We start from the raw sequence: 24,783 nt of genomic DNA on the forward strand, positions 1-24,783 counted from the left end.
ATTCCCCCTTCGGCATTTCTGTAAGATAAACATGAATTACAGCAGGCGGTTACCTACACTGGTTACTGCGCCTGAACGCCAACTGAGGAGAATCACCATGTCAGCCAGCCCACTGCTGCCCAGCACCATGAAAGCCATCGAAATCAGCCAACCAGGTGAACCCGAGGTTTTAGTTGCCGTCCAACGCCCCTTGCCGACCCTGCAACAAGGGGAGATCCTGGTGAAAGTCGCCGCCGCCGGGGTTAACCGTCCTGACGTCATGCAACGCCGCGGCCAATACGCACCACCGCCCGGCGCATCTGATATTCCTGGTTTGGAGATCGCAGGTACTGTGGTTGCCACCGGCGTTGGAGTGCAAAATTACGCCATCGGCGATAACGTTTGTGCTCTGATTGCCGGCGGTGGATATGCAGAATACTGCAAAGTACATGAAACCAACGCGCTACCGGTACCGCAGGGCTTTAGCCTGATAGAGGCTGCGGCCATCCCCGAAACCTTCTTTACCGTTTGGGTCAATGTGTTCCAACGCGGTCACCTGAAAGCCGGTGAAACCGTATTGATCCATGGCGGTACGTCAGGCATTGGCACTGTTGCGACCCTGCTGGCGAAAGCTTTCTGCGCCCATGTGATCACCACCGTCGGCTCTGAAGAGAAACGCCAGGCCAGTCTGGCACTGGGTGCTGATGTGTCGATCAACTACCGCAGCGAAGATTTTGTTGAACAAACGCGGCATGCCACCAACGGCAAGGGAGCAGACGTCATTGTCGATCTGATTGCAGGGGACTATGTGGCGAAAAACTACCAAGCGGCGGCGATGGATGGCCGCATTGTGCAAATCGGCACCCAGAATGGCGTGGTAAAAGAACTGAATCTGATGCCGCTGCTGATCAAGCGCCTGACCCACACGGGCTCAACCCTGCGCGCGCGTAGCGTAGAGGACAAAGCGCAAATTGCCGCCGATTTACAGCAAAAAGTGTGGCCACTGTTGGAGCGCGGTGCGTTGAAACCGCAAATCTTCAAAACATTCCCATTGGAACAGGCGGCAGAAGCTCATGCCCTGATGGAATCCAGCCAGCATATTGGGAAAATCATGCTGACTCTCTAACTCGCGCAAAGCCCCCGCAGCCAACGCTGCGGGGAAACCTCTAAGCACCAGGCGTATGTACGTCTTCAGGTGTAGAGCCTGTATTAGCTAATTTCTCTTGCGCCAGCGCTTCATCTTCACTGTCTTTCTCCAGGCTTTCCTGCTGTGCCCCCTGTTTTGGTGAATACACCAGTTCCACCAAAATAGGGAAATGATCCGACCCTACGCTGGGTAAACGGCGCAGCGCACCCAGCACAAAATCATCACTGTGGAACACATGATCCAATGGCCAGCGCAAGAACGGATAGCCAGCATGAAAGGTACTGAACATGCCACGTCCACGGCGCGGGTCCAACAAACCACTGACTTTGAGGAACAGTCGCGTGGTGGTCGACCACGCCACATCGTTCAGATCGCCGGTCACAATGACTGGGTACTTCGATTTAGCCACACTCTTACCAACCATCACCAACTCGGCATCGCGATCTTCTGATTCTTCATTCTCCGTCGGGCTTGGTGGCATCGGATGCACACAGTGCAAGCGCACCTGCGGCCCTTGCGGTAAATGCACCATCATATGCATCGACGGGATCTGCTCATCCACCAGGTATTGAATTTGAGCATCGCTAAGTTTCAGCCTTGAATAGACATGCATACCGTACAGATTATCCAGCGGACACTTCAGCGTGTGGGGATAGTCCTGTTCCAGCACCGACAGTTGTTGCTCCCACCAGCTGTCGGTTTCTACAGCGACCAGCACGTCCGGTCGCTCGGTGGCCACCAACGCCAGCAGTTTATCCGCCTGGCGGTTAGGGGTTAACACGTTGGACACCAAAATGCGGATACGTGGTTTCTTCTGGTAACCGGTAAAGTCCAGTACCTGGGGTTTGCTCAGCCGGGTATAAGGGTAAATCCACGCGGCCTGATACACAGCACAAGCCAGATTTACTGCCATCATGCCCCAGACCCAAGGTGACAAGGGCACGAACAGCAGATTAAGCAACAACACCAATAGGGAAAGCACCAGTATTTGCAGGCGGGGGAAATCCCACACCCGAATCCACCAGGCTGCCTGCTTCGACAATGGCGCAATGGTCACTAGCGCCAGCAAAAGCGTCAGTATGGCGGTAATCCCTGTCACGTTTAATTCCTCATTATCGGCGTGGCCTGTCGGAATGACGGCCTCCTGACTGCCGTATCAAACGGCAGCCAAAGATTGCCATAAAAAATGCCTGCCCCGCCAGCAAGCTTAAGGAATAATCTTGCGACGGCGGAATTCATCAAACAGCGTAAACAGCATCGCCTCCGTCTCAATAAAGGTGTGGAAGCCAAAACGGCGCGCCTTACTGCCATCCGCGAACATGTCGTAATCCCACGAAAAAACAAAGTCGGCAAAGCGCCAGCTCGCTACCGCGCCATAGTTCGTTTCAGCCAAATCATGCTGTTGTACGAGGTGTTGCCACAGCGCGCTTTTATCCGCCATCACCGAGTCCAGTACCATCGGTAACGGCGGAGCTACCTCCATGTCAAAATAGGCGGCAATTTTGGGCCACAGCTCGCTCCAACGGAACAGATCGCCATTATTGATGTTAAACGCCTGATTGGCCGCCGTCGGTTCTGTTGCCGCCCAGAGCGTAGCGCGCGCCAGTAGTCCGGCATCGGTCATTTCCAACAGGCTGTGGTAAGCCCCCGGTTTACCGGGAAAACGCAACGGTATCCCCAATGCCTTGCTAATAGAGGCATAAACGGCGATGGTCAGTGCCAGGTTCATCGGATTACCCAATGAGAAGCCCCCCACCACGCTCGGGCGGATTGCACTCCAGCGCCAGTTTTTTCCCTGCTGACGCCGTTCCAGATAACCTTGCTGCTCAAGATTAAACTCCGGCGGCATGTGTCCGGCATCACTCTCCCGCGCCGGTGTTTTAAAGGGGCCCAGATGGGCACCATAGACTTTATAGCCCTGCATTAGGCTGATGTGTTCCAGTCCTGATGCAACCGGCTCCAATGCTTCCACAACATGGGTTAACATCGCCAGATTCGGTGCAACCAACCCCGCCCAGTCAGGCGCATCCTGATAGGCCGCGTAAAAAATGTGACTCACCTGAGTCAACGAACGCAAAGCGTCCTCCGTTGCCTGTGCATCCAACAGATCGACAGCCAGATAACGCACCTGCGGTCGATCAACGCCCCCACGCCTGGACAGACCAATCACTTGCCAGCCCTGTTGTTCCAGCTCATCAATCAGCTTGCCGCCAATAACGCCGTTAGCGCCGACCACCAGTGCCAATTTGTCGTTTTGCATATATGCCCCACTCAGTATGAATTGATGTATTCACTGTGAGTGATAAGCAAAGCTTGCGGTATAGGGCTTTTCTTACTAACACTTATAAGTAAATTCTATAGGTGGGGTATCAATGGACACACTGAGCGCCATGAAAACCTTCGTCCGCGTCGCCGAACTCGGCAATCTCTCTGCGGCGGCCCGCGATCTCGGCCTGACCCAACCGGCTGTCAGCCAACAAATCGCCGGTTTGGAGCAACAACTTGGTGCTAAGTTGTTATTTCGCAGCACGCGGGCCGTAACGCTGACCGACGCAGGAGCCGGTTATTACCAACAGATCAAACCGATTCTTGCGGCGGTAAACGACGCTGAAGAAGCGTTACACGGATTGAACCAGAAATTGCATGGCCCATTGCGTATTCACGCGCCAACGGGATTCGGCCAACAGCACCTGACACCGCTGGTCATTGCCTTTCAGCAACAACATCCGGCGCTGAATATCGAGCTGCTACTGGATGACCGCCGCGCCGATGTGATAAGTGAAGGCGTCGACGTGGCGATTCGTTTTGGCGAACTGAATGCACCGGGCATCGTCTCGCGGCGATTAGGGGGATTGCAACGGCTCTTGGTGGCATCACCGGAATACCTGGCACGGCATGGCACACCGCAAACACTGGCAGAACTGGCAACACATTCGCATGTGCGCTACAGCGGTTTGACCGACGGTGACTCACTGACATTAATCGGCCCTCAGGGTGCCGAGATGGTCAATCTGCGCCCGGTTTTTCGCGCGAACAATACCTTTTCACTGCTGGCAGCCATCGAGGCAGGGTTGGGGATTGGTGGTGCACAGCGGCCGCTGATTGGTCGACAACTGTCGACCGGTACGCTAGTGCCTGTTTTACCGGCCTGGCACTATCCGCCAATGGCATTGCATGCGGTGTATCCGACCGCGCGGTTTATTCCCCGCAAAGTACGGGCTTGGGTGGATTACTTGCAGGAAGCGTTAGGAGACATTGAAGGGATAAGTGTGAATCATGCCCCCGACAATGCGCCGAGGGCATAAGCATTATTTGAACAGTTTACCGACCATATCGCCCAGTTCGTTACTGTCTTGCTGCACTTCGCCATTTGGCGATGCCGCGTCAGCGACCGTTGGCAGGAACTGCGCAATCGTGGCTGATGCCTGAGCCGGGTCGATCCCCAACTTTTCGGCCAACTGATTAATCGCATCGCTGCCCAGCGCCTGCTGCACGTGATCGCCGTTAATCTGCTGGTTTTCACCGTTGCCCAGCCATGAACCGACCACATCGCCGAATTGCCCCTGACGGAATTTGTCCAGAATCGCCTGCAGGCCACCCTGTTGCTCAACCCATTGCATGATAGCAACGTAATCCAGGCCTTTACCGTTACTGCCGCCCAGAATGTTGCCCAATACGCTATCAAACAGACCCATGGTAATCTCCTTCAGGCTGGCGGCATAAGCCGCCGGCCCCTGTGACTTAACGAAAAAGGGCCGCCGTAGCGACCCTATTGATCAGCACCGAATCAGCTTCTGATCTTTCTGTAGACAAAAAGTACTACCAGAGCACCAATTACCGCGACAACAAAGCTGCCCAGGTTGAAGCCGTCAACACGACCCATACCGAAGAAGGTACTGATATAGCCGCCGACAACTGCACCGATGATCCCCAGGATGACGGTCATGATAAATCCGCCACCGTCTTTGCCCGGCATGATCCATTTAGCCAGGATACCGGCGATTAAACCAAAAATGATCCAGGAAATGATGCCCATTTTTACTCTCCCTATTACCTTTTGCCTAAAAGAAACCCTATCACCAGACCCAAGACGGCGCCTGCTCCAACCCTGATCGATATTTTCGCACTGGTGTTCCCTGTGCTTGCCGTGACCGGCAGCGCGATACAGGGTGAATCGCGCTAAACACGCATCTTCACACTGTTACTATAGACAAATATCAGCAGTTTACACATTTCCGTGTGTCTGAATTTGTCTGTACATAAAACAACCACATTCACCTAACTGTCATTTCTGCGCGCTATAATTAAGATGAATCTTCCCGCAGGAGACAGACCATGACCAATGCACCATTTTTGCTGATACTGACCGCGCTCTACGCCCTGGCAGCTGTCTGGAATGGCTCTGCCATTCTCCTGCTGATGTAATGTTACACATCTTTTGTCACTTTATTGTCGGCTTTAAATGTGTCTTATTTTTTCAGCACATTTAATTGGCTGAAAATGAATAACAAATCTCACTACGTTTAGATAAAAATCCCATAAGCCACCAGGCCTCAGGTTTCGCAAAACGGCTTGATTAAGTGGCTAAACCACTCGGCAAACGCGATGAAACGTGCCGAACGCTGGCGGCGATGCGGGTAAAGCAACGCAATACCCATCGCTGGCGGTCGAGCCTGCGGCAAGATCTCGCACAGGCTGCCGTTATCCAGATGATGCTGAACATCAAACCGGGGTATCTGCATCAACCCCAGCCCTGCCAAACAACACCCGATATAGTTTTCTGCATTGTTAACCGTCACCCGACTGCGCAGCGTTTTTTCACCGTACTGATCGCCCTGTTGCCACGACCAGGTATCTGCGCCCACCAGTGTGGGCTGCGCATACCCCACCACCCAATGATCGTCCAATTGCGCAGTCGTATCGGGGACACCGTAGCGTTGTAGGTAAGCCGGGCTGGCGCAGTTAATCATGCTGAGTCGCCCCAGCGGTTGGCTGACCAGACTGCTGTCGCTGAGGCTACCAACGCGAACCACGCAGTCGATCCCCTCCTGAATCAAATCGATTGAGCGGTCGCTGGCACTGAGAAACAGCTGAATGTCGGGGTACTGAGAAAAGAAGTCAGGCAACGCCGGCACAATCATCCGCCGGGCAATACGGCTGGGGACATCGACGGTCAGACGACCATCAATTGGGCCATTTTGGCGGTGAAAAAGGCTTTCCAATTCCTCCACGTCACCCAGCAGGTTACGTGCTTTCTCGAGCAATAGCTCGCCGTCACTGGTCAGTTGCACCCGACGAGTGGTGCGATGAAACAGACGAGCGCCCATTTCATGTTCCAGTTGCTGTATTGCCGCCGACACCGTGGTTTTTGGCATCATCAAGATTTGCGAGGCACGAATGAAACTGCCCACCTCGGCAACCTGGATAAACACCCGTAATCTCCCTATTTTATCCACCGATTGTCCATCCTGATAAACAGGCTGCGGCACGCGCCGCAGCAGAACTGAGATTAACGGGTAGTATAGCCACCGTTGGCAAACAACGTCTGCCCGGTGATCCACCAGCCATCGGTGACCAAAAATTTGACGATAGGCGCAATGTCCTCAATGTCGGTCAGGCCGGTTTTCGAGAACTTACTCAGTGCCGCAGCACTGCTGTGATATTCCACCGCTTCCTTACTTTCCTGGCCGTAGAAAAATGGCGTATCCATTGGCCCCGGGCCGATAGCATTTACACTGATCCCCCGTTCGCCAAACTCTTTGGATGCAGCGCGGGTGAAGTGTTCTACTGGCGCCTTGCTGCCTGGATACACCGCATAAAACGGCGTATAGGCAGCCAGCAATGAACTGACGATAGTCACAATGCGCCCGTTGTCGGCCAGATGTTTACCTGCCTGCTGGATAAAGAAAAACGCCGCCTTGGCGTTGATGTCAAAACTGCTGTCGTAATCTGCTTCGGTCACGTCGGCAATCGGTTTTTTGATCACCAGACCGGCCGTATTGATCGCAATATCCACTTTGCCGAACGCCTTGACCGCCTCTTCAAACAGGCGCGCCACGTTACCAGGCTGAGTCAGATCGCCCTGCACCGCTATCGCCTGCGCACCCGCTGCTTTCACTGCCTTCAGCGTGTCTTCCGCTGCCGCTCGAGTCGCATCGCTGTTGTAATGCACCACTACGGCTGCCGCACCGCTAGCCGCCAGATCACGTGCCACCAGGCCACCCAAGTTCTTCGCACCACCAGCGATCAAGACGACTTTTCCATTCAAAGATTGCTTGCTCATTACAGTAACTCCGTTAGTGAAGGTTGCAACGAGTATAGGAACTGTGACCGCCCAGATAATCTGTCCAAATTGGGATGAACTATCCCAATTTTCTGACCAATAGGCCCCTACACTGCAAGAAATCTTTACCGCGTGATCGCTCGCCGGGCATTCAGCGCAAATCGCACTACACTTGTAAGTTGCCAACGGCAATAGTCGCAAATAGAAACTATTGCTTCCCGCCCGTGGGCAGCCAAACGTCCTGACGGGCCATAACAGAGGTCAATGTCATGTTGATTCAACCCTATCTATTTTTTAGCGGTAACTGCGAACAGGCGGTTAATTTCTACGTGGCGCAGCTGGGCGCTAAACTTGAGATGATGATGCGTTATAAAGAGATGCCGGAAGAAGCCAAACAAGGTAACCCACAGGATGTCAATCCAGAGTCCATCATGCATGCACGGTTATTGATTGGTGAAACGGCCTTGATGGCCTCCGACGGCTGTCCACAAGATGGCGCTGACGCATCACATAAAGGATTTGCACTGTCTCTCAACCCGAGCAACGTCGATCAAGGTCGCGAGCTATTTGAAAAGCTCTCACAGGGCGGTCAAGTGACTATGCCTTTCCAGCCCACCTTTTGGGCCAAGGGTTTTGGCATGTTGACCGATCAGTTTGGTGTTAATTGGATGGTTAACGTTGAATAATTTGTCATCTCGGTGCGGTGTCCGCCGCTCATAGCAGCCATCGCACCGCCAGCCATCAGTTGTAGTGATACCAGTCGTATGCCGCCATGGCGAATAACACAAACATTGCAGCCAACAGCACCAACCCTAAACGCCAGTAGGGCGATTTACGTCGCCGCCAGGCAAACACAATCATTAATGCCAGCACCCCCAACGTCACCGGATAATAAACAACCAACGTCAACAAACTAATAATGATGTAATCAGACATGCCAGGTTCCCTTATTATTCTTCTGTCCGGTTTTATGGCGAATTGTATACCGATGAATTTCGCGTTGTCTCTAGACTAACACTGCTCATCACCGTGTTTGGATGAGACACGGCATACGACCCACGCACGATTCAGGGCGGTTATATTCGTTAGGCATTTTACTCATTTTGCGCAAGGGAGTAGTGGTCTGCGGGATTAACGAATAAGATGTAGGATTGTTCTTAACACGATTTGAAGATTGTACAGCAAGGGTGACATGACACAGCAGCAACCTCAGGATGCCGAACAGCCACGCAACGGTAAAAATTCCCCGTTATTATTCCAGGCCGGCGTATTTGTCGTCATCGTTGCCGCCACGTTGATCCTGTTTAACGCCTGGCAAATTTGGAATGCGCACCAGCGTGACCTGCAAAGTGCCGACCATGAATCTGCTAATCTGGCCCGCTCCTTGGCACAGCATGCTGATGACACCTTTATGCAGACAGACAGTACGCTGTCCGATCTGACCGAACGCATTCAAAGCGATGGACTGGGCCAAAAGCAGCAGTTGCGCCTGCAAAAAGTCATGCAATCCCAGGTCGGTAACCTGCCTCAACTGCACGGCCTGTTTGTCTACGATGCGCAGGGAAATTGGATCGTCACCTCATCGGGAAGGTTCGTACAAAACGCCAACAATGCCGATCGCGAGTATTTTAAGTATCACCTCGATCATAACAGCAATACGATCTACATCGGTAAAGTGGTACGTAGCCGTTCTACCGGCGATTTAATCATTCCGGTGTCACGACGCTTCAATAACCCGGACGGCAGTTTTGCCGGAGTGGTATTGGCCACGCTGTATGTCGACTATTTCCGTCAGTTTTACGATACCTTTGCGCTGAACAGCGATGCGTCGCTCAACTTGCTATTGGCGGACGGCACCATCCTCTACCGCCGCCCTTATTCCATTGCCGCGATCGGCAAGAACATCTCTGACGGCGTGCTGTTTCGCGAAATCCTGCCGCACTCGGAATTCGGTAATGCCACCATCATCTCACGTTACGACAAAGTGGAACGGATCTATGGTTATTCGCGGGTCAACCGTTACCCATTAGTGATTGCGGCGGGCTTATCGAAAGAGGATGCTCTGGCCGACTGGCGCAACGACTCTGGCGTGTTTGCCCTGGGTGGGTTCACTCTACTGGCGATTCTGTTGGCGTTGGGCCTCGTACTGATGCGCCAAATCAACCACAGCGTACGAACCGAAGCAGAACTCATGCGCACCCGAGATCAGCTCACCAGCATCAATCGCACGCTGGAAGAACTGGCACTGCTGGATGGTCTGACTGGCCTGGCCAACCGCCGTCAGTTTGATATCGCGTTAAAAAATGAGCTGATGCGTGCTTCACGCAATTATCGCAGCGTGGCGCTGTTGATGCTGGATATCGACTATTTCAAGCAGTACAACGACATCTACGGTCATGTCGCCGGAGACCAGTGCCTACAGCAGATCGGGCAGATGCTCAAAGGGTTAGCCAGCCGCAGCAATGACATCATGGCCCGTTACGGTGGTGAAGAAATGGGCATTATTCTGCCGGATACCGACGCTCAGGGAGCCTTAATCTTCGCTGAGCGCGTCATCGAAGCGGTACGTGATCTGAAAATACCGCATAGGGGCAACCCGCACGGCATCGTCACCATCAGCATCGGTATCTATGCCAAGGTGCCGCATATGTATAACGACACACCTATTGGTTTTATCAATCAGGCAGACAGCGCGCTGTACCAAGCCAAAGAACAGGGTAAAAACTGCATTTACACTGCTTAACATTCTGGGCCACCTCCGCAGGAGGTGGCCCAGCGATAAAATAACCGCTTAGCTCAAAAAAAAAATCCAACCCACTGATTAAAAACAAAAAATATAATTAACTCATTAATTTATTCTCATCGAGAATTAATTAACGTTCAACAAATCTATTTTTACCTATTCGTGCGCTTAGCACCTTCGTTTAATGTCTGTTTACTATTTACCGCATTTTAATAGTGCTACGCTTGAAAGCGAGTTCCTATTAATAATAATTAATAAAACCCAATGAAATAATCCCCCTTGGTTATAAATACCTTTCAAATTAAAAATATTACACCCTAAATAATTCGAGTTGCAGAAAGGCAGCAAGAGTGTGAGTCCCTATGCGTTTACTCGAGAAACTAACTCGGTTGAGCGCTCGCAGTTAACACACCTGCAGCTTGAAGTATGACGGGTATAAAGCATCAACCTTCGCAAGGAGATATTATGCGTGCGGATAACCTAACGCCTGAACAGGCGGTGATGAATTTGCCACAACGGCAGTGGGATGCGGTTCCTTCGTCCCTTCCACTCTCCGCCGTCGAGGCACTGGAACAAGGTAAGATACTGTTTTTACCAGAGCTGGCTTTTTCATTATCGACAGAGGAACTAACGCTATTAGATCCATCACTGGTCGATGCCAAACGTAAAAACATCAGCTATTGGCCGGAAATGAATAAACTATCCGGCGTGGCGGTCGCAGGACAACAGCCACAAGTCCAGGCACTGCTGGCACGCTATTACCAGTCCTGCCGTCAGTTGATCTCCGGGTTATTACCGCACTATCAGCAAACGCTGCATTCCCCCACCAATAGCCTGCGCCTGCATCCAGTATCGGCCTGGCGTGCAACCAGCTCATGGCGTAAAGACGACAGCCGACTGCACGTAGATGCCTTCCCTTCTCGTCCAAATCACGGGGAACGCATCCTGCGAATCTTTACCAACATCAATCCTAACGGAGAGCATCGCCAATGGCGTATTGGTGAGCCTTTCCCTGAATTAGCGCAACGTTTTATACCCCGTCTGTCGCGCTATTCCCCGTTGAGTAGTTGGTTGCAACATAAAGTCGGCATTACCAAGCGCCGCCGCAGCCATTACGACCACCTGATGCTGCAACTGCATGACGCAATGAAAGCCGATCAACACTATCAGCAGCAGGGCCCGCAACTGGCGCTGGATTTGCCACCGGGCAGCAGTTGGATCTGTTTTTCCGATCAGACGCCGCACGCGGCAATGGCCGGTCAATTTATGTTGGAACAGACCTTCCTGCTGCCGGTCAACGCCATGAAAAATCCACAACAATCGCCGCTGAAAGTGTTGGAAACACTGCTGCACCAGCCATTGCTTTAGTCCAGTTCCGTCAGCAGGGTTTCCCCCTGCTGCTGCATCAATTGATAATGTGTGACCTCGCTGTGGCGACCAATCAATTCAGCCAGTTGAGGGGAATGGCTGGTGATCCACAGCTGGCTGTAGCGGCTAGCTTCAGCAATCAGGAGCGCCAATGCCGGCAGCAATTGCGGATGCAGGCTATTTTCAGGTTCATTGAATGCCATAAAGGCCGGAGGTCTCGGACTAAGCATCGCGACCGCCAGGCAGAGAAAACGCAGTGTGCCGTCGGAAAGTTCCGCGCTGTCCAAAGGCCGTAAAATACCTGCACGGTGCATCAAGAGTTGGAAACGCCCTTGTGGCGCCTGTATTTCAAACTCACTGTCAGGAAAAGCTTGCGCCAATATGTCGCGCAGCAACTCTCCGTTTCCAATTTCACAAATGGTTTCGAAGGCAGCAGCCAGATTGCTCCCGTCGTGTGCCAGGATAGGCGCACGGATCCCCACTTGCGGCGTACGCAGCGGCGAACCCGGCCATACGGCAAACTCATGATAGAAACGCCAGTGTCGCAAATTTTCACGCACCTGTGATACTTCCGGATACAAATGCGGATCGGCAAGCTGACCAAACACCGACTCTTCTGCATGCAGGCTGGCGGGATAAGTGGCACGCTCACCCTGTAGGTTCGTCAGGAACGCACTTTGGTTACGTCGTTCAAGCACCCGGGCTGAAGGCCGGCGGTCGTGACCGCTAACCCACAGTGATTCCTCTTTAACCAGTGGATCGAGCTGGAACAAACTCTCTGTCGGATCAGGGAAACCCAGCTGTAACTGGTAGTCGAAGTCATCCAGCGTCGCTGACAGCAACATTCGTTTTGGATCACCCCGTCTGTCACCCGGGCGTAGCCCTCCTGCCCACATCGCTTTTTGAATGCCGCCCTCTTCTGCCAACGCCGCAGACAGCCGACCAGATGCAGCCTCGTGTATCAACCGCACCGCTTTATACAGGTTGGATTTTCCACAGCCGTTCGGGCCGCTGATCACATTCAGACGGCCCAATTGCAGTTGCAGGTTGCGTATAGAGCGAAAACCGCTCAGTTGAAGTTGTTGGATCGTCATCGGCGCAATCTTTGCTCAAGGGTATGGCGCATCTTAACATAGGCACCCTACCCCCGCCGCCATCAGCTTGCCGGTGCGATATCCCCTTCCTGACGCGCCACCAACGTGAGGATGCTGTACAACGCAACCGCTTGTTGATGCTGATTGAGCACCTGGACGTCCCATACCACCACGCCATGCGGGCGATCTTCTGCAGTCTTCTGCGGCTTACGGATTTTTTTCTTGCAGGTCAGTCGTACCTGAATGGTATCGCCAATCTTCACGGGTTCGATAAAGCGCAAGTTTTCCATGCCGTAGTTAGCAATCACCGGTCCCACACCTGGGTCAACAAACAGCCCGGCCGCGGCGGAAACCACAAAGTAGCCATGGGCGACTCGCTCGCCAAACAGTGACTCGGCAGCGCCGATCTTATCCATATGCGCATAGAAATGGTCACCGCTCAGGCAGGCAAAGTTAACAATATCGGCTTCGGTAACGGTACGACGTGCAGTCAGCAGGCTTTCACCCAGTCGCAGTTGTTCAAAATATTTACGGAATGGATGAACCGGATCCTCAATCACCGTAGCACCACGCACCCACTCACGTCCGATTGCCGCCAGCATCGCCGGACTGCCCTGGATAGCGGTACGTTGCATATAGTGTTTCACCGCCCGCAACCCACCCAATTCCTCACCACCGCCGGCGCGTCCTGGCCCGCCGTGTACCAGCATCGGCAGCGGCGAACCGTGACCGGTGGATTCCGTCGCTGCATGTTGATCCAGAATCAGCATACGACCATGGGCGCAGGCAGTGGCGCGAATGAACCGCGTCGCCAACGCTTCATCAGCAGTGACCAACGATCCCGCCAGGCTCCCTTGGCCCATCAAAGCCAGTTCAATCGCCTGTTCGGTGTGTTGATAAGGCATCAGCGTTGCCACTGGGCCAAACGCCTCAGTACCGTGCACGGCCTGATGAGTAAAGGGATCGGCGCAATACAACAGGGTAACCGGGTAAAATGCGCCGTTTTTCGCACCGTCCCCCATCACGTCCAGTTTATCTGCCACCGCGCCGCACAGGGGTTCGCAACCGTTATGCAGCAGGAAATCAACCTTTTGTTGCACGTCATCGCGTTGCTCGTGGCTGACCAGCGCCCCCATGCGTACCTGTTCCAATTTTGGATCACCTATCGTCACGCCAGCCAACCGCTGCAACAATGCCTGCTGCACGTCCGCCACCCGCTTCGCCGGTACGATAATCCGCCGAATGGCCGTACATTTCTGCCCGGCCTTGGCGGTCATCTCACGACATACCTCTTTGATAAACAGCGCAAACTCTGGCATCTGTGGCGTAACGTCTTCACCCAACACACAACAGTTGAGTGAGTCAGCTTCCATGGTGAAAGCAATAGATTTCTCCAACAGACGCGGATGTGCACGCAGCTTCTGACCGGTCTGCGCCGAACCGGTAAAAGTCACCGCGTCTTGGTAATCCAGATGTTCAAACATGTCACCTACACCGCCACACACCAACTGCAATGCACCTTCAGGCACCAGGCCACTGTCGATAATCAGCCTGACCATCGCCTGCGTTAATTGGGCCGTGGCCGTTGCCGGCTTAATGATCGCCGGCATGCCCGCCAGCCAGGTGGGCGCCAGTTTTTCCAGCATCCCCCAGCAAGGGAAGTTAAAGGCATTAATGTGTAACGCGACACCGGGCCGCGATGTCAGTACGTGGCGGGCGGCAAACTGAGACTGCTTGGACAGGGGAATCAGTTCATCCTCCGGCCACAGGGTATCGTCCGGCAGTTCGCGTCCCGCCAACCCGGCATAGGCGAATAGCGTCGCTATACCGCCCTCAATATCGACCCAACCATCACTGCGCGTCGCGCCGGTCTGGTATGAAATCTCATACAGCGACTCTTTATGCGCCAGCAGGTGTTTCGCCACCGCTTTCATCATTTGTGCACGCTGCTGGAAGGTCATTTGTGCCAGCGCCCTGCCGCCCCGGTTACGTGCATACTCCAGGCTGGCCGCCAGTGGTAACCCGTCGGAACAAACCTGATACAGCGGCTCGCCGGTGACAGCATGATGGATTTCGCGGGCGGCACCCTGACCGAACACCCAACCGCCAGAAAGGTAACTGTGTAACTGCTGCATTTGCTCCTCCGGAATTCATAAATTTACACAACAAGGATTAATTACGTATCACATATTGTCCAGCTCCCGCCAAGGTAAAATTTAACAAAGTTAAAACACAACGCATAAAAACCTCGCTAAAAAGAGGTTCTGGTGTGACTTGTTGATTTTAAATATCTATATATAACAATAATATAAAAATACTCATTGTGAGTGCCATCGCAAAACCACACAAATGTCATTTGATCTTTTTGTTATCAGTTTGTAGCCTTAAGGTTAGTTAACGTGATTCACATTTTTATATTTAATGTGAAAAATACGAATCACCAAGAGGCAAGCATGACAACTGACGCGCAACAACAGCAGCACTTCGACGACAAAATTGCGGCGGATACCTCCATTGAAGCCAAAGATTGGATGCCGGATGCCTACCGCCAAAACCTGATCCGCCAGATTGGTCAGCATGCCCATTCCGAAGTGGTCGGCATGCTGCCTGAAGCCAACTGGCTCACCCGGGCGCCCACCCTGCGTCGCAAAGCGGTATTGCTGGCGAAAGTACAAGACGAAGCCGGACACGGCCTGTACCTCTACAGCGCAGCCGAAACCCTGGGTTGCTCGCGTCAGGACATCTACCAAAAGATGCTCGACGGCAAGATGAAATACTCCTCAATCTTCAATTATCCGACGCTCAACTGGGCGGATATTGGGGTGATTGGCTGGTTGGTGGACGGCGCGGCTATCGTCAATCAGGTTGCCCTGTGCCGCGCGTCTTACGGCCCTTATGCACGCGCCATGGTGAAGATCTGCAAAGAAGAAAGCTTCCACCAGCGTCAGGGGTACGAAGCAGTAATGGCAATGGCCAACGGTAACGAACACCAGAAAGCGATGCTGCAGGATGCGATTAATCGTTTCTGGTGGCCGGTGCTGATGATGTTTGGTCCAAGTGATACCGACTCTCCCCACAGCGCACAAAGCATGGCCTGGAAGATCAAACGCCACAGCAACGATGAACTGCGGCAGAAATTTGTCGACAACACCGTTCCACAATTGGAAGCCCTGGGGATGAGCGCGCCGGATGCTGACTTGGCATGGGACGAAGCCGCCGGTCACTACCGTTTCGGCGACATTGATTGGAGTGAACTGCACGAGGTGATCAAAGGGCGTGGGCAATGCAATCACGAACGCCTGCAGGCCAAACGTCGCGCCTGGGAAGACGGTGCCTGGGTGCGTGAAGGCGCTCTGATCCACGCGTCAAAAAACACCTCAACCGCTGCATAAAAGGAATCGATGATGACACACGTTGAATGGCCGCTGTATGAAGTGTTTATCCGCAGCAAACAAGGGTTGGCACACCGCCACGTCGGCAGCCTGCACGCCGCTGATGATCAGATGGCGCTGGAAAATGCCCGCGATGCCTATACCCGCCGTAACGAAGGCTGCTCAATCTGGGTGGTGCAGTCCAGCCACCTGATCGCCTCACAGCCTGAGGATCGTGAAGCTTTCTTCGATCCGTCTGATGACAAAATTTACCGTCATCCGACGTTCTATACCATTCCCGACGGCATCAAGAACATGTAGAGGCGGTTATGACCCTTAACGATCCGCGAATCACTTATATCCTGCGTCAAGGCGATACGCCACTGATCCTCGCCCAACGGTTGTGCGCCTGGTGTGGGCACGCACCGGAGTTGGAGATCGACCTCGCACTGGCGAATATTGGCCTGGATCTGCTTGGTCAGGCACGCAACTTTCTCGGTTATGCCGCCGAGCTGGCGGGGCCGCAATACAGCGAAGACCGTTTGGCTTTCGGTCGTGACGAACGCGAGTTCCACAACCTGCTGCTGGCAGAGCAACCCAATGGCGGTTTCAACGACACCCTGGTACGCCAGTTCTTGATCGATGCCTATCACGTACAACTGCATCAGGCCCTGAGCAACAGCCGTGATACTCAACTTGCCGCTATCGCCGCCAAGTCGCTAAAAGAAGCGCATTACCACCTGCGTTTCAGCCGCGGCTGGATGATTCGTCTGGGTGACGGTAGCCCGCTCAGCCACCAAAAAATCCAGCAGTCGCTGGACAACCTGTGGCGCTTTACCGCCGAACTGTTCCACGCCGATGACCTGGAGCAACAATTAGCCGAACAAGGTATCGCCGCCGATCCTCGTCAGCTGGAGGCACCGTGGCTGGCACTCGTGAATGACACGTTACAACAGGCCACTCTGACGTTACCGACAGAGCAGGCGTTCCGCCATGGCGGCAAACAAGGGCAGCATAGCGAGCACCTCGGTCCACTCCTGGCGGAGATGCAATTTCTGCAACGCGCCTATCCGAACGCGAACTGGTAGGAGGCCGTTATGAACATCACCCGGCTACAGGCCGCTGAGATCCCGCAAATTTGGCACTGCCTGCAACAGATCAGCGATCCGGAACTGCCGGTGCTGTCGATTACCGATCTGGGCATGGTGCGCGACGTTGAAGCTGAGGGGACCGGCTGGCGCATTACCTTTACGCCGACCTACTCCGGCTGCCCCGCCACCGAGTTCCTGCTTGAGGCAATCGAACAACGCCTGGCAGAGGCCGGGTTCAGCCCAGTAAAAGTGACGATCCAACTCAGCCCAGCCTGGACCACCGACTGGATGAACGCCGCTGCACGCGCACGGTTGCGGGAATATGGCGTTGCGCCGCCACAGGGACACACCTGCGACAAGCCGCAATTGCACGGCCCGGTCCCTTGCCCGCGTTGCGGCAGCACCCACAGCGAGAAAATCAGCGAATTTGGTTCCACCGCTTGCAAGGCGCTGTACCGCTGCTGCGATTGCCGTGAACCCTTCGATTACTTCAAATGTATTTAGGAAACGCCATGACGGTCTTCCATCGCCTGAACGTCGCTGCCATCGAGCGCGAAACGCCGGACGCCGTAGCCATCACACTGCGGGTGCCCGAAGAACTGAAAGGTCACTATCGCTACACGCCAGGTCAACATTTGACGCTGAAGGCGCAGATCGACGGTGAAGAGTTGCGCCGCTGCTATTCCATATGCAGTTCGCCACAGGAAGGGCTGCTACAGATTGGCGTAAAAGCCATTCACCAGGGGCGATTCTCCTCATTCGTTAACCGCATGCTGAAGGTCGGTGACGCGCTGGAGGTGATGGTGCCACAAGGGCGTTTCGGCTATCAGCCACAGGCAGAAAATAGCGGTAACTATCTGGCCATTGCCGCTGGATCCGGTATTACGCCGATGCTGTCGATCATCAAAGCTACGCTGCAACTCGAGCCACACAGCAGCTTCACGTTAATTTACGGTAATCGCAGCAGCCGTTCGATGATGTTCAAAGAGGCGCTGTCCGATCTGAAAAACCGCTACCCACAGCGCTTTCAGCCGCTCTACATGTTCAGCCAGGAAAACCTGGACAGCCCATTGCTCAGTGGCCGTATTGACCGCGATCACCTGTTGGCTATCGGCAATACCCTGCTGGATTACCGCGACTATGACCACGCCTTTATCTGCGGGCCTGAAGCCATGATGGACGATGCTCAAAGCGTGCTGGAACAGGCTGGCGTACCCACTGGGCACATTCATAGCGAACGTTTCAACACCAGCGGCATTGCCGCTCGCCCGATGAATGATGGCAACCGTAATGCCACCCAAGTGGAAATCTTGCTCGATGGCCGTCGCCTGAATATCGAAGTTGGTGCACAGGATGACAGCATTCTGGATGCGGCGCTGCGTCAGGGCGCCGATCTGCCCTACGCGTGCAAAGGTGGGGTGTGCGCCACCTGTAAATGCCGATTAAAGGCCGGCCAGGTGGATATGGCCGTCAATTACAGCCTGGAACCGGATCAGTTAGCCGCAGGTTACGTATTGAGCTGCCAGTCGTGGCCTCGCGGCGACGGTGTGGTCTTGGACTTTGACGTATAGGAGCCACCAATGGAAACCCCTTTGATCCTGCGGCAGCAACACCAACGCGTAGTGACACTGACACTGCACCGCCCAGAGGCCCGCAATGCCCTGAATACTCCGTGCCTGGAACAGCTGGTTTACTTGTTGGAACACGCCGACGCCGATGCCAGCGTTGGCGCAGTGGTGATTACCGGTGCCCCTCGTTTCTTTGCGGCTGGCGCCGATTTGCATGAACTGCAACAGCAAGACCTGCCCGCTGCGCTGACAGATCGCCGTCCACTGTTGTGGCAACGGCTGGCGCAATTTAGCAAACCCATGCTGGCGGCGGTCAACGGCTATGCACTCGGCGCCGGCTGCGAGTTGGCGCTGGCCTGCGACATCGTTATCTGCGGAGAAAACGCGCGCTTTGGCCTGCCTGAAATCACGCTCGGTTTGATGCCGGGTGCCGGTGGCACACAGCGATTAATCCGCTGCGTCGGTAAATCGCGTGCCAGCCAGATGGTGCTAACGGGAGAAGCCATTAACGCAGCAGGCGCGTTACAAGCCGGATTGGTCAGTGAGGTGTGCGTGGATGCGCTAACGCTGGAACGTGCACAACAGATCGCTGATCGCATCAGCCGGCAAGCACCGCTAGCACTGCGTGCCGCCAAACAGGCATTGAAACAGGCTGAAGAAACCGGCCTTAGCCAGGGGTTAGCCATTGAGCGCCAGCAATTTGTCACCCTGGCTGCCACCGACGATCGCCGTGAAGGCATCGCCGCCTTCTTCGAAAAACGTACGCCAAACTATCAGGGGCGCTAATTTATGGATAATGCATTGATTCTCACCCACCTCGAAGCCGGGGTGCTGACCCTGACCCTCAACCGGCCGGATCGGCTCAATAGCTTTAACGATGAGATGCACCGCCAGTTAAGTGAAGCGCTTACTCTCGCCGAACGGGACGACAAGGTACGCTGCCTGCTGATCACCGGTGCCGGGCGTGGTTTTTGCGCCGGACAAGACCTGAATGATCGCAATGTCAGCGTGGAACAGCAGGCGCCAGACCTCGGTCTGTCAGTGGAGCGTTTCTATAATCCGCTGATCCGTCGCTTGACTGCCTTGCCAAAACCGGTGGTGTGCGCCGTCAACGGCGTAGCAGCAGGCGCAGGCGCTGCTCTGGCGCTGGCCTGCGATATCGTCATTGCTGCCGATAACGCCAACTTTATTCAGTCATTCTGTCGTTTGGGCTTGGTGCCGGACTCTGGTGGTAGTTGGTTCCTGCCACGCTTAGCAGGCCACGCCCGCGCCATGGGCATGGCAATGCTGGGTGACAAAGTCAGCGCACAACAAGCCCTGGCCTGGGGCATGATCTGGCAGGTGGTGGCTGCGGATGAACTGGCTGCCACCAGCCAAACGCTGGCACAACATTTGGCTACTCAACCCACCTATGGGCTGGGGCTGATTAAAAAAGCCCTCTACAGTTCGGCGAACAACACTCTCGATCAACAGTTGGATCTGGAGCGCGATCTTCAACGCCTCGGTGGCCGCAGCGACGACTACCGTGAAGGGGTCAGCGCCTTCTTCGCCAAACGTCCTCCTTCTTTCAGCGGGAAATGAACATGAACCTGCCGAACGTCAACGCAAGGGTCGCGGTGATTGGTGCCGGAACTATGGGTATAGGTATCGCCCAAGTGGCGGCAAGTGCCGGGCATCAGGTGCAGCTGTTTGATATCGCCGCCTCCGCAGCCCAACAGGCGCTCAACGCGCTCGGGCAACGATTGCGCCAACGGGTTACCGCAGGTAAGGCCGATGCAGCCAATACCGAAGCGTTGCTGGCACGCATTCAACCGGTGGATGCATTGAGTCAACTGGCCGACAGTGAATTGGTGATAGAAGCGGTAGCGGAAAAACTGCCGATCAAGCAGAGCCTGTTCCGCGATCTGGAAGCCCTGTGCTCCCCTGCCACACTGTTTGCCAGCAACACGTCATCACTGTCGATCACCGCCATCGCGGGCGCCTTGCAGCACCCACAACGCTTAGCGGGTCTGCACTTCTTTAACCCGGCACCCTTGATGAAGTTGGTCGAGATCGTCAGCGGTCTGGACACCAGCGCCGAAACCGTGGCCACACTGCAAACACTGACTCAACAATGGGGTAAACAAAGCGTCCTGTGTCGCTCTACGCCAGGGTTTATCGTGAACCGTGTAGCACGGCCTTTTTATGCAGAAACCCTCCGCGCTTTGGAAGAGCACGTCGCCGATGCCGCCACGCTGGATAGCGTCATGCGAGACGCGGGTGGCTTCGCCATGGGGCCACTGCAATTGACCGATATGATTGGTCAGGACATCAACTACGCCGTGACCGAATCCGTATTTCAAGCCTTCTTCCAGGATCCCCGTTTTACACCGTCGCTGGTTCAACAAGAACTGGTCGCCGCCGGGCGTCTGGGGCGGAAAAGCGGTCACGGTTTTTACCGTTATGGCGATCATCCCCAACCGACCGCCAACTACTTACCTGCCTCGACGGCAGCGTTACCGCGCAGTATTACGCTGCACGGCGATCCTACCGGCATGACTCTGCTGGACGATTTACTGACGGGAAATGCGGTCACGATCAAACAACCTGGCCAGACCAGCGTATTTGCCCGGCTCGACGAAGTTACATTCATGTTAACAAATGGTAAAACAGCTAGCCAAGTCGCCGATGAAACCGGAACCCCCGTGGTGCTGTTTGATCTGTCCGCCAATTATTCGCAGGCTTCTACCGTCGCAATAAGCTGCGCGGCGCAAAACGATGCCCGGCATAACGCCACGGTAGTGCGCTTACTGCAATCTCTTGGCAAAAAAGTGATTCAGTTACCGGACTATCCCGGCCTATTGGTCATGCGCACCCTTGCCATGCTGGCTAATGAAGCACTCGATGTCGTAAACAAGGGCGTCGCCAGTGCCGCCGATACCGATCACGCTATGTGTTGCGGCGTTAACTACCCTCGCGGCCCGCTGGAATGGGGGACCGCCTTAGGCTGGCAACAGATCCTGACCACGCTGGAAAACCTGCAACACTATTACGGTGAGCCTCGCTACCGTCCGATGCCGCTGCTGCGCCACTACGCGTCCCTCTCTTCAGGAGCCCAATGATGAACGCCAATACGCCCCATGCGCTGGCGCAACGCTGCGCCGAACAGATGTTTCAACAAGATACCTGCGCGCAGGCAATGGGCATGCGTGTGGATGCCGTGGACGCAGGTTTCGCCCGCGTCAGCATGATCGTCGGTCCGCAGATGCTCAATGGTCACCAGACGTGCCATGGCGGTCAACTGTTTAGTCTGGCAGACACCGCCTTCGCTTACGCCTGCAACAGCCAAGGGCTGGCCGCTGTGGCATCCGGTTGCAGCATAGATTTTATCCGCCCCGCACTGGCAGGCGATCGCCTGACTGCCAGCGCAGAAGTGCGCCATCAGGGTAAAACAACGGGGTTGTATGACGTGGAAATCGTCAATCAACTGGGCAAAACCGTCGCCTGGTTCCGCGGCCGCGCACATCGTCTGGGCCACCACATTCTAGGGGAGCAACCATGAAACAGGCGTTTATCTGCGACGGCGTCCGCACGCCAATCGGCCGTTACGGCGGCGCACTCGCCAACGTGCGTGCTGATGATTTAGCCGCGCTACCGTTGCGTACCCTGCTGGCCCGCCATCCTCAGGTGGACTGGTCGTTGGTCGATGACGTTATTCTGGGTTGTGCCAATCAGGCCGGGGAAGATAACCGCAATCTGGCGCGCATGGCGGCGCTACTGGCTGGTCTGCCGGTCAATGTGTCCGGCACCACAATCAACCGCCTGTGTGGCTCTGGATTGGACGCACTCGCCATGGCGGCACGCAGCATCAAAGCCGGTGAAGCCGAGCTGGTGTTGGCGGGCGGTGCAGAATCGATGACGCGAGCTCCACTGGTGATGGGTAAGGCTGACAGTGCCTTCAGCCGCCAGGCACAACTGTATGACACGACTCTGGGCTGGCGTTTTATCAATCCGCTGATGCAAGCACAATTCGGTACCGACTCGATGCCAGAAACGGCCGAAAACGTGGCGGCACAGTTCAACATCAGCCGTGCCGATCAAGACGCTTTCGCATTGCGTAGCCAGCAACGCACTGCCCAGGCACAAGAACGAGGATTGCTGGCACAGGAAATTGAACCGGTTAGCCTCAGGGGCAAAAAAGGCGTGAGCACGCTATTCAGCCAGGACGAACATCCACGCGCAGACACTCAGTTGGCGCAATTGCAGGCGCTAAAAACCCCTTTCCGCCAACCCGGTACGGTGACCGCCGGTAACGCATCCGGCTTGAATGACGGGGCGGCAGCGCTGATCGTCGCCTCGGAAACAATGGCTCTAAGCCAGGGATTAACGCCGCGAGCACGTATCGTTGCCACCGCCACCTGCGGTGTCGAACCTAGCCTGATGGGCATGGGGCCGCTGCCTGCGACCCGTAAAGTGCTGGAAATTGCCGGTCTTAGCCTGGCGCAAATGGACGTGATTGAACTGAATGAGGCGTTTGCCGCCCAGGCGCTGGCAGTATTGCGCCAGCTTGGCCTGCCGGACGATGCACCACAGGTAAACCCTAACGGTGGTGCGATCGCCCTGGGCCACCCGCTGGGTATGAGCGGTGCGCGTTTGGCGCTTGCCGCCCTGTTTGAACTGGAACGGCGTTCCGGTCGCTACGCACTGTGCACCATGTGCATCGGCGTCGGCCAAGGCATCGCCATGATTATTGAGCGAGTTTGATCCCCGAGGCTAACTATGACAACTAATCCACAGCCACTCGATGCCATTGAGTTCGCCTCGCGCGATGAAATTGAAGCGTTGCAATTGGAACGTCTGAAATGGACGCTTCACCACGCCTACAACAATGTGCCTATGTATAAACGCAAGTTTGATCAGGCGGGCGTCCACCCTGACGATCTCAAACAGCTGAGCGACCTGACCCGCTTCCCCTATACCACCAAACAAGATCTGCGTGACAACTACCCCTTCGACACCTTCGCCGTGCCGATGGAACAAGTGGTCCGTATTCACGCCTCGTCGGGTACTACGGGGCGGCCAACCGTCGTTGGCTATACCCAACGTGACATCGACAACTGGGCGGATATTGTTGCCCGCAGCCTGCGAGCAGCCGGTGCCACCGCCAAAGACAAGGTGCATGTGGCCTACGGCTATGGATTGTTCACCGGCGGGCTGGGGGCACATTACGGCGCGGAGCGGCTTGGGGCAACCGTGATCCCCATGTCCGGCGGCCAAACAGAACGGCAGGCGCAGTTGATCCTGGATTTCAAACCTGACGTGATCATGGTGACCCCTTCTTACTGTTTAACGTTGATCGACGAACTGGAACGCAAAATGGGCGGCGACGCTCGTGGCTGTTCGCTGCGTCTTGGGGTATTCGGTGCCGAACCCTGGACCGAAGCATTGCGGCACGAAATCGAAAGCCGCATGGGTATCAAGGCACTGGATATTTATGGTTTGTCTGAAGTGATGGGGCCTGGGGTCGCCATGGAATGTGCAGAGAGTGGCGGCGGCCCAACGATTTGGGAAGACCACTTCCTGCCGGAGATCATTTGTCCGGAAACCGGCATCGCGCTGCCAGACGGACAGCACGGCGAACTGGTGTTCACCACCCTGACCAAAGAGGCGCTACCGGTGATTCGCTATCGCACCCGTGATCTCACCCGCTTGCTGCCAGGTGACGCGCGTCAAATGCGTCGAATGGGCAAAATTACCGGCCGCTCCGACGACATGCTTATCATCCGCGGCGTCAATGTCTTCCCGTCACAGGTGGAAGAACAAATCATGCAGTTCGAACAACTGTCGCCACACTATCAACTGCAAGTCAGCCGCAGCGGACACCTGGATACGCTGGCGGTGCGTGTTGAATTGAAGGAAGCGGCGCTCAGCCTCAGCCATCAACAACGCTGTGAGATCTGCCACCAGCTTCGCCACCATATCAAGTCGATTATCGGCGTCAGCACCGACGTCAGCATCGCCAACTGTGGCGACATCCCGCGCTCGGAAGGCAAAGCACAACGCGTGGTTGACTTAAGACCGCGTTGATTGTGCGGGCGTCACGGATGACGCCTTAATGAATTGTGGTAATGTTACGCTTCATCGACGGCTAACCCATGGA

25 protein-coding genes are annotated in these 24,783 nt (G+C 55.0%); 16 read left to right on the forward strand and 9 right to left on the reverse strand.

The genetic code is table 11. From position 1 onward, the window contains the following. The first annotated feature begins 97 nt into the window (after positions 1-97). The gene (locus tag SGR01S_RS03875; protein WP_061806578.1) at positions 98-1,105 is read left to right on the forward strand and encodes an NAD(P)H-quinone oxidoreductase; all 1,008 of its coding nucleotides are present in this window, start codon (positions 98-100) and stop codon (positions 1,103-1,105) included. A gap of 40 nt (positions 1,106-1,145) precedes the next feature. On the opposite strand, the gene SGR01S_RS03880 is transcribed toward SGR01S_RS03875, so the two are convergent. Then, positions 1,146-2,225 carry an endonuclease/exonuclease/phosphatase family protein gene (locus SGR01S_RS03880; protein WP_061806579.1) on the reverse strand — a complete coding sequence of 360 codons (1,080 nt, stop codon included), beginning with the start codon at positions 2,223-2,225 and terminating at the stop codon, positions 1,146-1,148. A 108-nt stretch (positions 2,226-2,333) separates the two neighbouring features. Continuing rightward, complete coding sequence (locus SGR01S_RS03885) at positions 2,334-3,386, reverse strand: SDR family oxidoreductase (protein WP_061806580.1); 1,053 nt, start codon at positions 3,384-3,386, stop codon at positions 2,334-2,336. Positions 3,387-3,498: 112 nt separating this feature from the next. Between SGR01S_RS03885 and SGR01S_RS03890 the strand changes: the two genes are divergently transcribed. Next, a complete protein-coding gene (locus SGR01S_RS03890; RefSeq protein ID WP_061806581.1) occupies positions 3,499-4,431 on the forward strand; it encodes a LysR family transcriptional regulator in 933 nt (310 codons plus the stop codon). Positions 4,432-4,434: 3 nt separating this feature from the next. On the opposite strand, the gene SGR01S_RS03895 is transcribed toward SGR01S_RS03890, so the two are convergent. The 4 genes from SGR01S_RS03895 to SGR01S_RS03910 all read right to left on the reverse strand — a co-directional run bounded on the left by SGR01S_RS03895 (position 4,435) and on the right by SGR01S_RS03910 (position 7,409). Next, positions 4,435-4,821 carry a YidB family protein gene (locus SGR01S_RS03895; protein ID WP_037417280.1) on the reverse strand — a complete coding sequence of 129 codons (387 nt, stop codon included), beginning with the start codon at positions 4,819-4,821 and terminating at the stop codon, positions 4,435-4,437. A gap of 92 nt (positions 4,822-4,913) precedes the next feature. Next, positions 4,914-5,162, reverse strand: coding sequence for a GlsB/YeaQ/YmgE family stress response membrane protein (locus SGR01S_RS03900; protein WP_037417275.1), 249 nt, complete (start codon positions 5,160-5,162; stop codon positions 4,914-4,916). 517 nt (positions 5,163-5,679) lie between these two features. After that, positions 5,680-6,582, reverse strand: coding sequence for a LysR family transcriptional regulator (locus tag SGR01S_RS03905; protein WP_037417273.1), 903 nt, complete (start codon positions 6,580-6,582; stop codon positions 5,680-5,682). A 53-nt stretch (positions 6,583-6,635) separates the two neighbouring features. Further along, positions 6,636-7,409, reverse strand: coding sequence for an SDR family oxidoreductase (locus tag SGR01S_RS03910; RefSeq protein ID WP_037417271.1), 774 nt, complete (start codon positions 7,407-7,409; stop codon positions 6,636-6,638). A 269-nt stretch (positions 7,410-7,678) separates the two neighbouring features. On the opposite strand from SGR01S_RS03910, the gene SGR01S_RS03915 reads away from it, so the two are divergent. Then, entirely contained in the window at positions 7,679-8,095 is a 417-nt protein-coding gene (locus SGR01S_RS03915) for a VOC family protein (RefSeq protein WP_037417268.1), read from the forward strand. A gap of 55 nt (positions 8,096-8,150) precedes the next feature. Here SGR01S_RS03915 and SGR01S_RS03920 read toward each other — a convergent pair whose 3' ends face one another. Next, positions 8,151-8,345, reverse strand: a complete 195-nt coding sequence (locus tag SGR01S_RS03920; protein WP_061806582.1) for a hypothetical protein — start codon at positions 8,343-8,345, stop codon at positions 8,151-8,153. 256 nt (positions 8,346-8,601) lie between these two features. On the opposite strand from SGR01S_RS03920, the gene SGR01S_RS03925 reads away from it, so the two are divergent. Continuing rightward, positions 8,602-10,152, forward strand: a complete 1,551-nt coding sequence (locus SGR01S_RS03925) for a sensor domain-containing diguanylate cyclase (RefSeq protein WP_037417263.1) — start codon at positions 8,602-8,604, stop codon at positions 10,150-10,152. 465 nt (positions 10,153-10,617) lie between these two features. Next, complete coding sequence (kdoO, locus tag SGR01S_RS03930; protein WP_037417260.1) at positions 10,618-11,520, forward strand: Kdo hydroxylase KdoO; 903 nt, start codon at positions 10,618-10,620, stop codon at positions 11,518-11,520. Here the strand turns inward: kdoO and SGR01S_RS03935 are convergent. Both SGR01S_RS03935 and paaZ read right to left on the reverse strand, forming a co-directional pair. After that, on the reverse strand, positions 11,517-12,614 hold the full coding sequence (locus SGR01S_RS03935; protein WP_061806583.1) for an AAA family ATPase: 1,098 nt from the start codon (positions 12,612-12,614) through the stop codon (positions 11,517-11,519). The genes kdoO and SGR01S_RS03935 overlap by 4 nt on opposite strands. Before the next feature lie 62 nt (positions 12,615-12,676). Then, the gene (gene paaZ, locus SGR01S_RS03940) at positions 12,677-14,749 is read right to left on the reverse strand and encodes a phenylacetic acid degradation bifunctional protein PaaZ (RefSeq protein WP_061806584.1); all 2,073 of its coding nucleotides are present in this window, start codon (positions 14,747-14,749) and stop codon (positions 12,677-12,679) included. 318 nt (positions 14,750-15,067) lie between these two features. Between paaZ and paaA the strand changes: the two genes are divergently transcribed. Genes paaA through paaK form a run of 11 tightly spaced genes read left to right on the forward strand, consistent with a single transcriptional unit; the run spans position 15,068 to position 24,710 of the window. Continuing rightward, entirely contained in the window at positions 15,068-16,006 is a 939-nt protein-coding gene (paaA, locus tag SGR01S_RS03945; protein WP_061806585.1) for a 1,2-phenylacetyl-CoA epoxidase subunit PaaA, read from the forward strand. 12 nt (positions 16,007-16,018) lie between these two features. Further along, complete coding sequence (paaB, locus tag SGR01S_RS03950; protein WP_017893307.1) at positions 16,019-16,306, forward strand: 1,2-phenylacetyl-CoA epoxidase subunit PaaB; 288 nt, start codon at positions 16,019-16,021, stop codon at positions 16,304-16,306. 8 nt (positions 16,307-16,314) lie between these two features. Continuing rightward, positions 16,315-17,073 (forward strand): 1,2-phenylacetyl-CoA epoxidase subunit PaaC, encoded by a 759-nt coding sequence (gene paaC, locus SGR01S_RS03955; RefSeq protein ID WP_061806586.1) that lies wholly within the window; start codon positions 16,315-16,317, stop codon positions 17,071-17,073. A 9-nt stretch (positions 17,074-17,082) separates the two neighbouring features. After that, complete coding sequence (paaD, locus tag SGR01S_RS03960) at positions 17,083-17,580, forward strand: 1,2-phenylacetyl-CoA epoxidase subunit PaaD (protein WP_037417244.1); 498 nt, start codon at positions 17,083-17,085, stop codon at positions 17,578-17,580. Positions 17,581-17,588: 8 nt separating this feature from the next. Then, positions 17,589-18,647, forward strand: a complete 1,059-nt coding sequence (paaE, locus tag SGR01S_RS03965; RefSeq protein WP_061806587.1) for a 1,2-phenylacetyl-CoA epoxidase subunit PaaE — start codon at positions 17,589-17,591, stop codon at positions 18,645-18,647. A 9-nt stretch (positions 18,648-18,656) separates the two neighbouring features. Next, entirely contained in the window at positions 18,657-19,430 is a 774-nt protein-coding gene (gene paaF / locus SGR01S_RS03970; protein ID WP_061806588.1) for a 2,3-dehydroadipyl-CoA hydratase PaaF, read from the forward strand. Positions 19,431-19,433: 3 nt separating this feature from the next. Beyond that, positions 19,434-20,225, forward strand: a complete 792-nt coding sequence (paaG, locus tag SGR01S_RS03975) for a 2-(1,2-epoxy-1,2-dihydrophenyl)acetyl-CoA isomerase PaaG (RefSeq protein ID WP_037417237.1) — start codon at positions 19,434-19,436, stop codon at positions 20,223-20,225. Between the two features lie 2 nt (positions 20,226-20,227). Then, complete coding sequence (locus tag SGR01S_RS03980; protein WP_061806589.1) at positions 20,228-21,745, forward strand: 3-hydroxyacyl-CoA dehydrogenase; 1,518 nt, start codon at positions 20,228-20,230, stop codon at positions 21,743-21,745. After that, a complete protein-coding gene (gene paaI, locus SGR01S_RS03985; protein ID WP_037417231.1) occupies positions 21,745-22,185 on the forward strand; it encodes a hydroxyphenylacetyl-CoA thioesterase PaaI in 441 nt (146 codons plus the stop codon). Before SGR01S_RS03980 ends, paaI begins: the two co-directional genes overlap by 1 nt. Then, positions 22,182-23,387: a 3-oxoadipyl-CoA thiolase gene (pcaF, locus tag SGR01S_RS03990; RefSeq protein ID WP_061806590.1), complete on the forward strand. Its 1,206-nt coding sequence runs from the start codon at positions 22,182-22,184 to the stop codon at positions 23,385-23,387. Before paaI ends, pcaF begins: the two co-directional genes overlap by 4 nt. A gap of 15 nt (positions 23,388-23,402) precedes the next feature. Further along, complete coding sequence (gene paaK / locus SGR01S_RS03995) at positions 23,403-24,710, forward strand: phenylacetate--CoA ligase PaaK (RefSeq protein ID WP_037417225.1); 1,308 nt, start codon at positions 23,403-23,405, stop codon at positions 24,708-24,710. Positions 24,711-24,783: the final 73 nt, after the last annotated feature.

This window comes from Serratia grimesii NBRC 13537, from assembly GCF_001590905.1.
GTDB lineage: Bacteria > Pseudomonadota > Gammaproteobacteria > Enterobacterales > Enterobacteriaceae > Serratia > Serratia grimesii.

Bases quoted from the DNA above. Each gene is read 5' to 3' on its own strand.
- paaD (WP_037417244.1), top strand. From the start codon at position 17,083: ATGAACATCACCCGGCTACAGGCCGCTGAGATCCCGCAAATTTGGCAC.
- SGR01S_RS03925 (WP_037417263.1), top strand. From the start codon at position 8,602: ATGACACAGCAGCAACCTCAGGATGCCGAACAGCCACGCAACGGTAAA.
- paaG (WP_037417237.1), top strand. From the start codon at position 19,434: ATGGATAATGCATTGATTCTCACCCACCTCGAAGCCGGGGTGCTGACC.
- SGR01S_RS03900 (WP_037417275.1), bottom strand. From the start codon at position 5,162: ATGGGCATCATTTCCTGGATCATTTTTGGTTTAATCGCCGGTATCCTG.
- paaB (WP_017893307.1), top strand. From the start codon at position 16,019: ATGACACACGTTGAATGGCCGCTGTATGAAGTGTTTATCCGCAGCAAA.
- kdoO (WP_037417260.1), top strand. From the start codon at position 10,618: ATGCGTGCGGATAACCTAACGCCTGAACAGGCGGTGATGAATTTGCCA.
- pcaF (WP_061806590.1), top strand. From the start codon at position 22,182: ATGAAACAGGCGTTTATCTGCGACGGCGTCCGCACGCCAATCGGCCGT.
- SGR01S_RS03875 (WP_061806578.1), top strand. From the start codon at position 98: ATGTCAGCCAGCCCACTGCTGCCCAGCACCATGAAAGCCATCGAAATC.
- SGR01S_RS03895 (WP_037417280.1), bottom strand. From the start codon at position 4,821: ATGGGTCTGTTTGATAGCGTATTGGGCAACATTCTGGGCGGCAGTAAC.
- SGR01S_RS03920 (WP_061806582.1), bottom strand. From the start codon at position 8,345: ATGTCTGATTACATCATTATTAGTTTGTTGACGTTGGTTGTTTATTAT.
- paaK (WP_037417225.1), top strand. From the start codon at position 23,403: ATGACAACTAATCCACAGCCACTCGATGCCATTGAGTTCGCCTCGCGC.
- paaE (WP_061806587.1), top strand. From the start codon at position 17,589: ATGACGGTCTTCCATCGCCTGAACGTCGCTGCCATCGAGCGCGAAACG.
- paaA (WP_061806585.1), top strand. From the start codon at position 15,068: ATGACAACTGACGCGCAACAACAGCAGCACTTCGACGACAAAATTGCG.
- SGR01S_RS03885 (WP_061806580.1), bottom strand. From the start codon at position 3,386: ATGCAAAACGACAAATTGGCACTGGTGGTCGGCGCTAACGGCGTTATT.
- paaI (WP_037417231.1), top strand. From the start codon at position 21,745: ATGAACGCCAATACGCCCCATGCGCTGGCGCAACGCTGCGCCGAACAG.
- paaZ (WP_061806584.1), bottom strand. From the start codon at position 14,749: ATGCAGCAGTTACACAGTTACCTTTCTGGCGGTTGGGTGTTCGGTCAG.
- SGR01S_RS03890 (WP_061806581.1), top strand. From the start codon at position 3,499: ATGGACACACTGAGCGCCATGAAAACCTTCGTCCGCGTCGCCGAACTC.
- paaC (WP_061806586.1), top strand. From the start codon at position 16,315: ATGACCCTTAACGATCCGCGAATCACTTATATCCTGCGTCAAGGCGAT.
- paaF (WP_061806588.1), top strand. From the start codon at position 18,657: ATGGAAACCCCTTTGATCCTGCGGCAGCAACACCAACGCGTAGTGACA.
- SGR01S_RS03980 (WP_061806589.1), top strand. From the start codon at position 20,228: ATGAACCTGCCGAACGTCAACGCAAGGGTCGCGGTGATTGGTGCCGGA.
- SGR01S_RS03910 (WP_037417271.1), bottom strand. From the start codon at position 7,409: ATGAGCAAGCAATCTTTGAATGGAAAAGTCGTCTTGATCGCTGGTGGT.
- SGR01S_RS03915 (WP_037417268.1), top strand. From the start codon at position 7,679: ATGTTGATTCAACCCTATCTATTTTTTAGCGGTAACTGCGAACAGGCG.
- SGR01S_RS03935 (WP_061806583.1), bottom strand. From the start codon at position 12,614: ATGACGATCCAACAACTTCAACTGAGCGGTTTTCGCTCTATACGCAAC.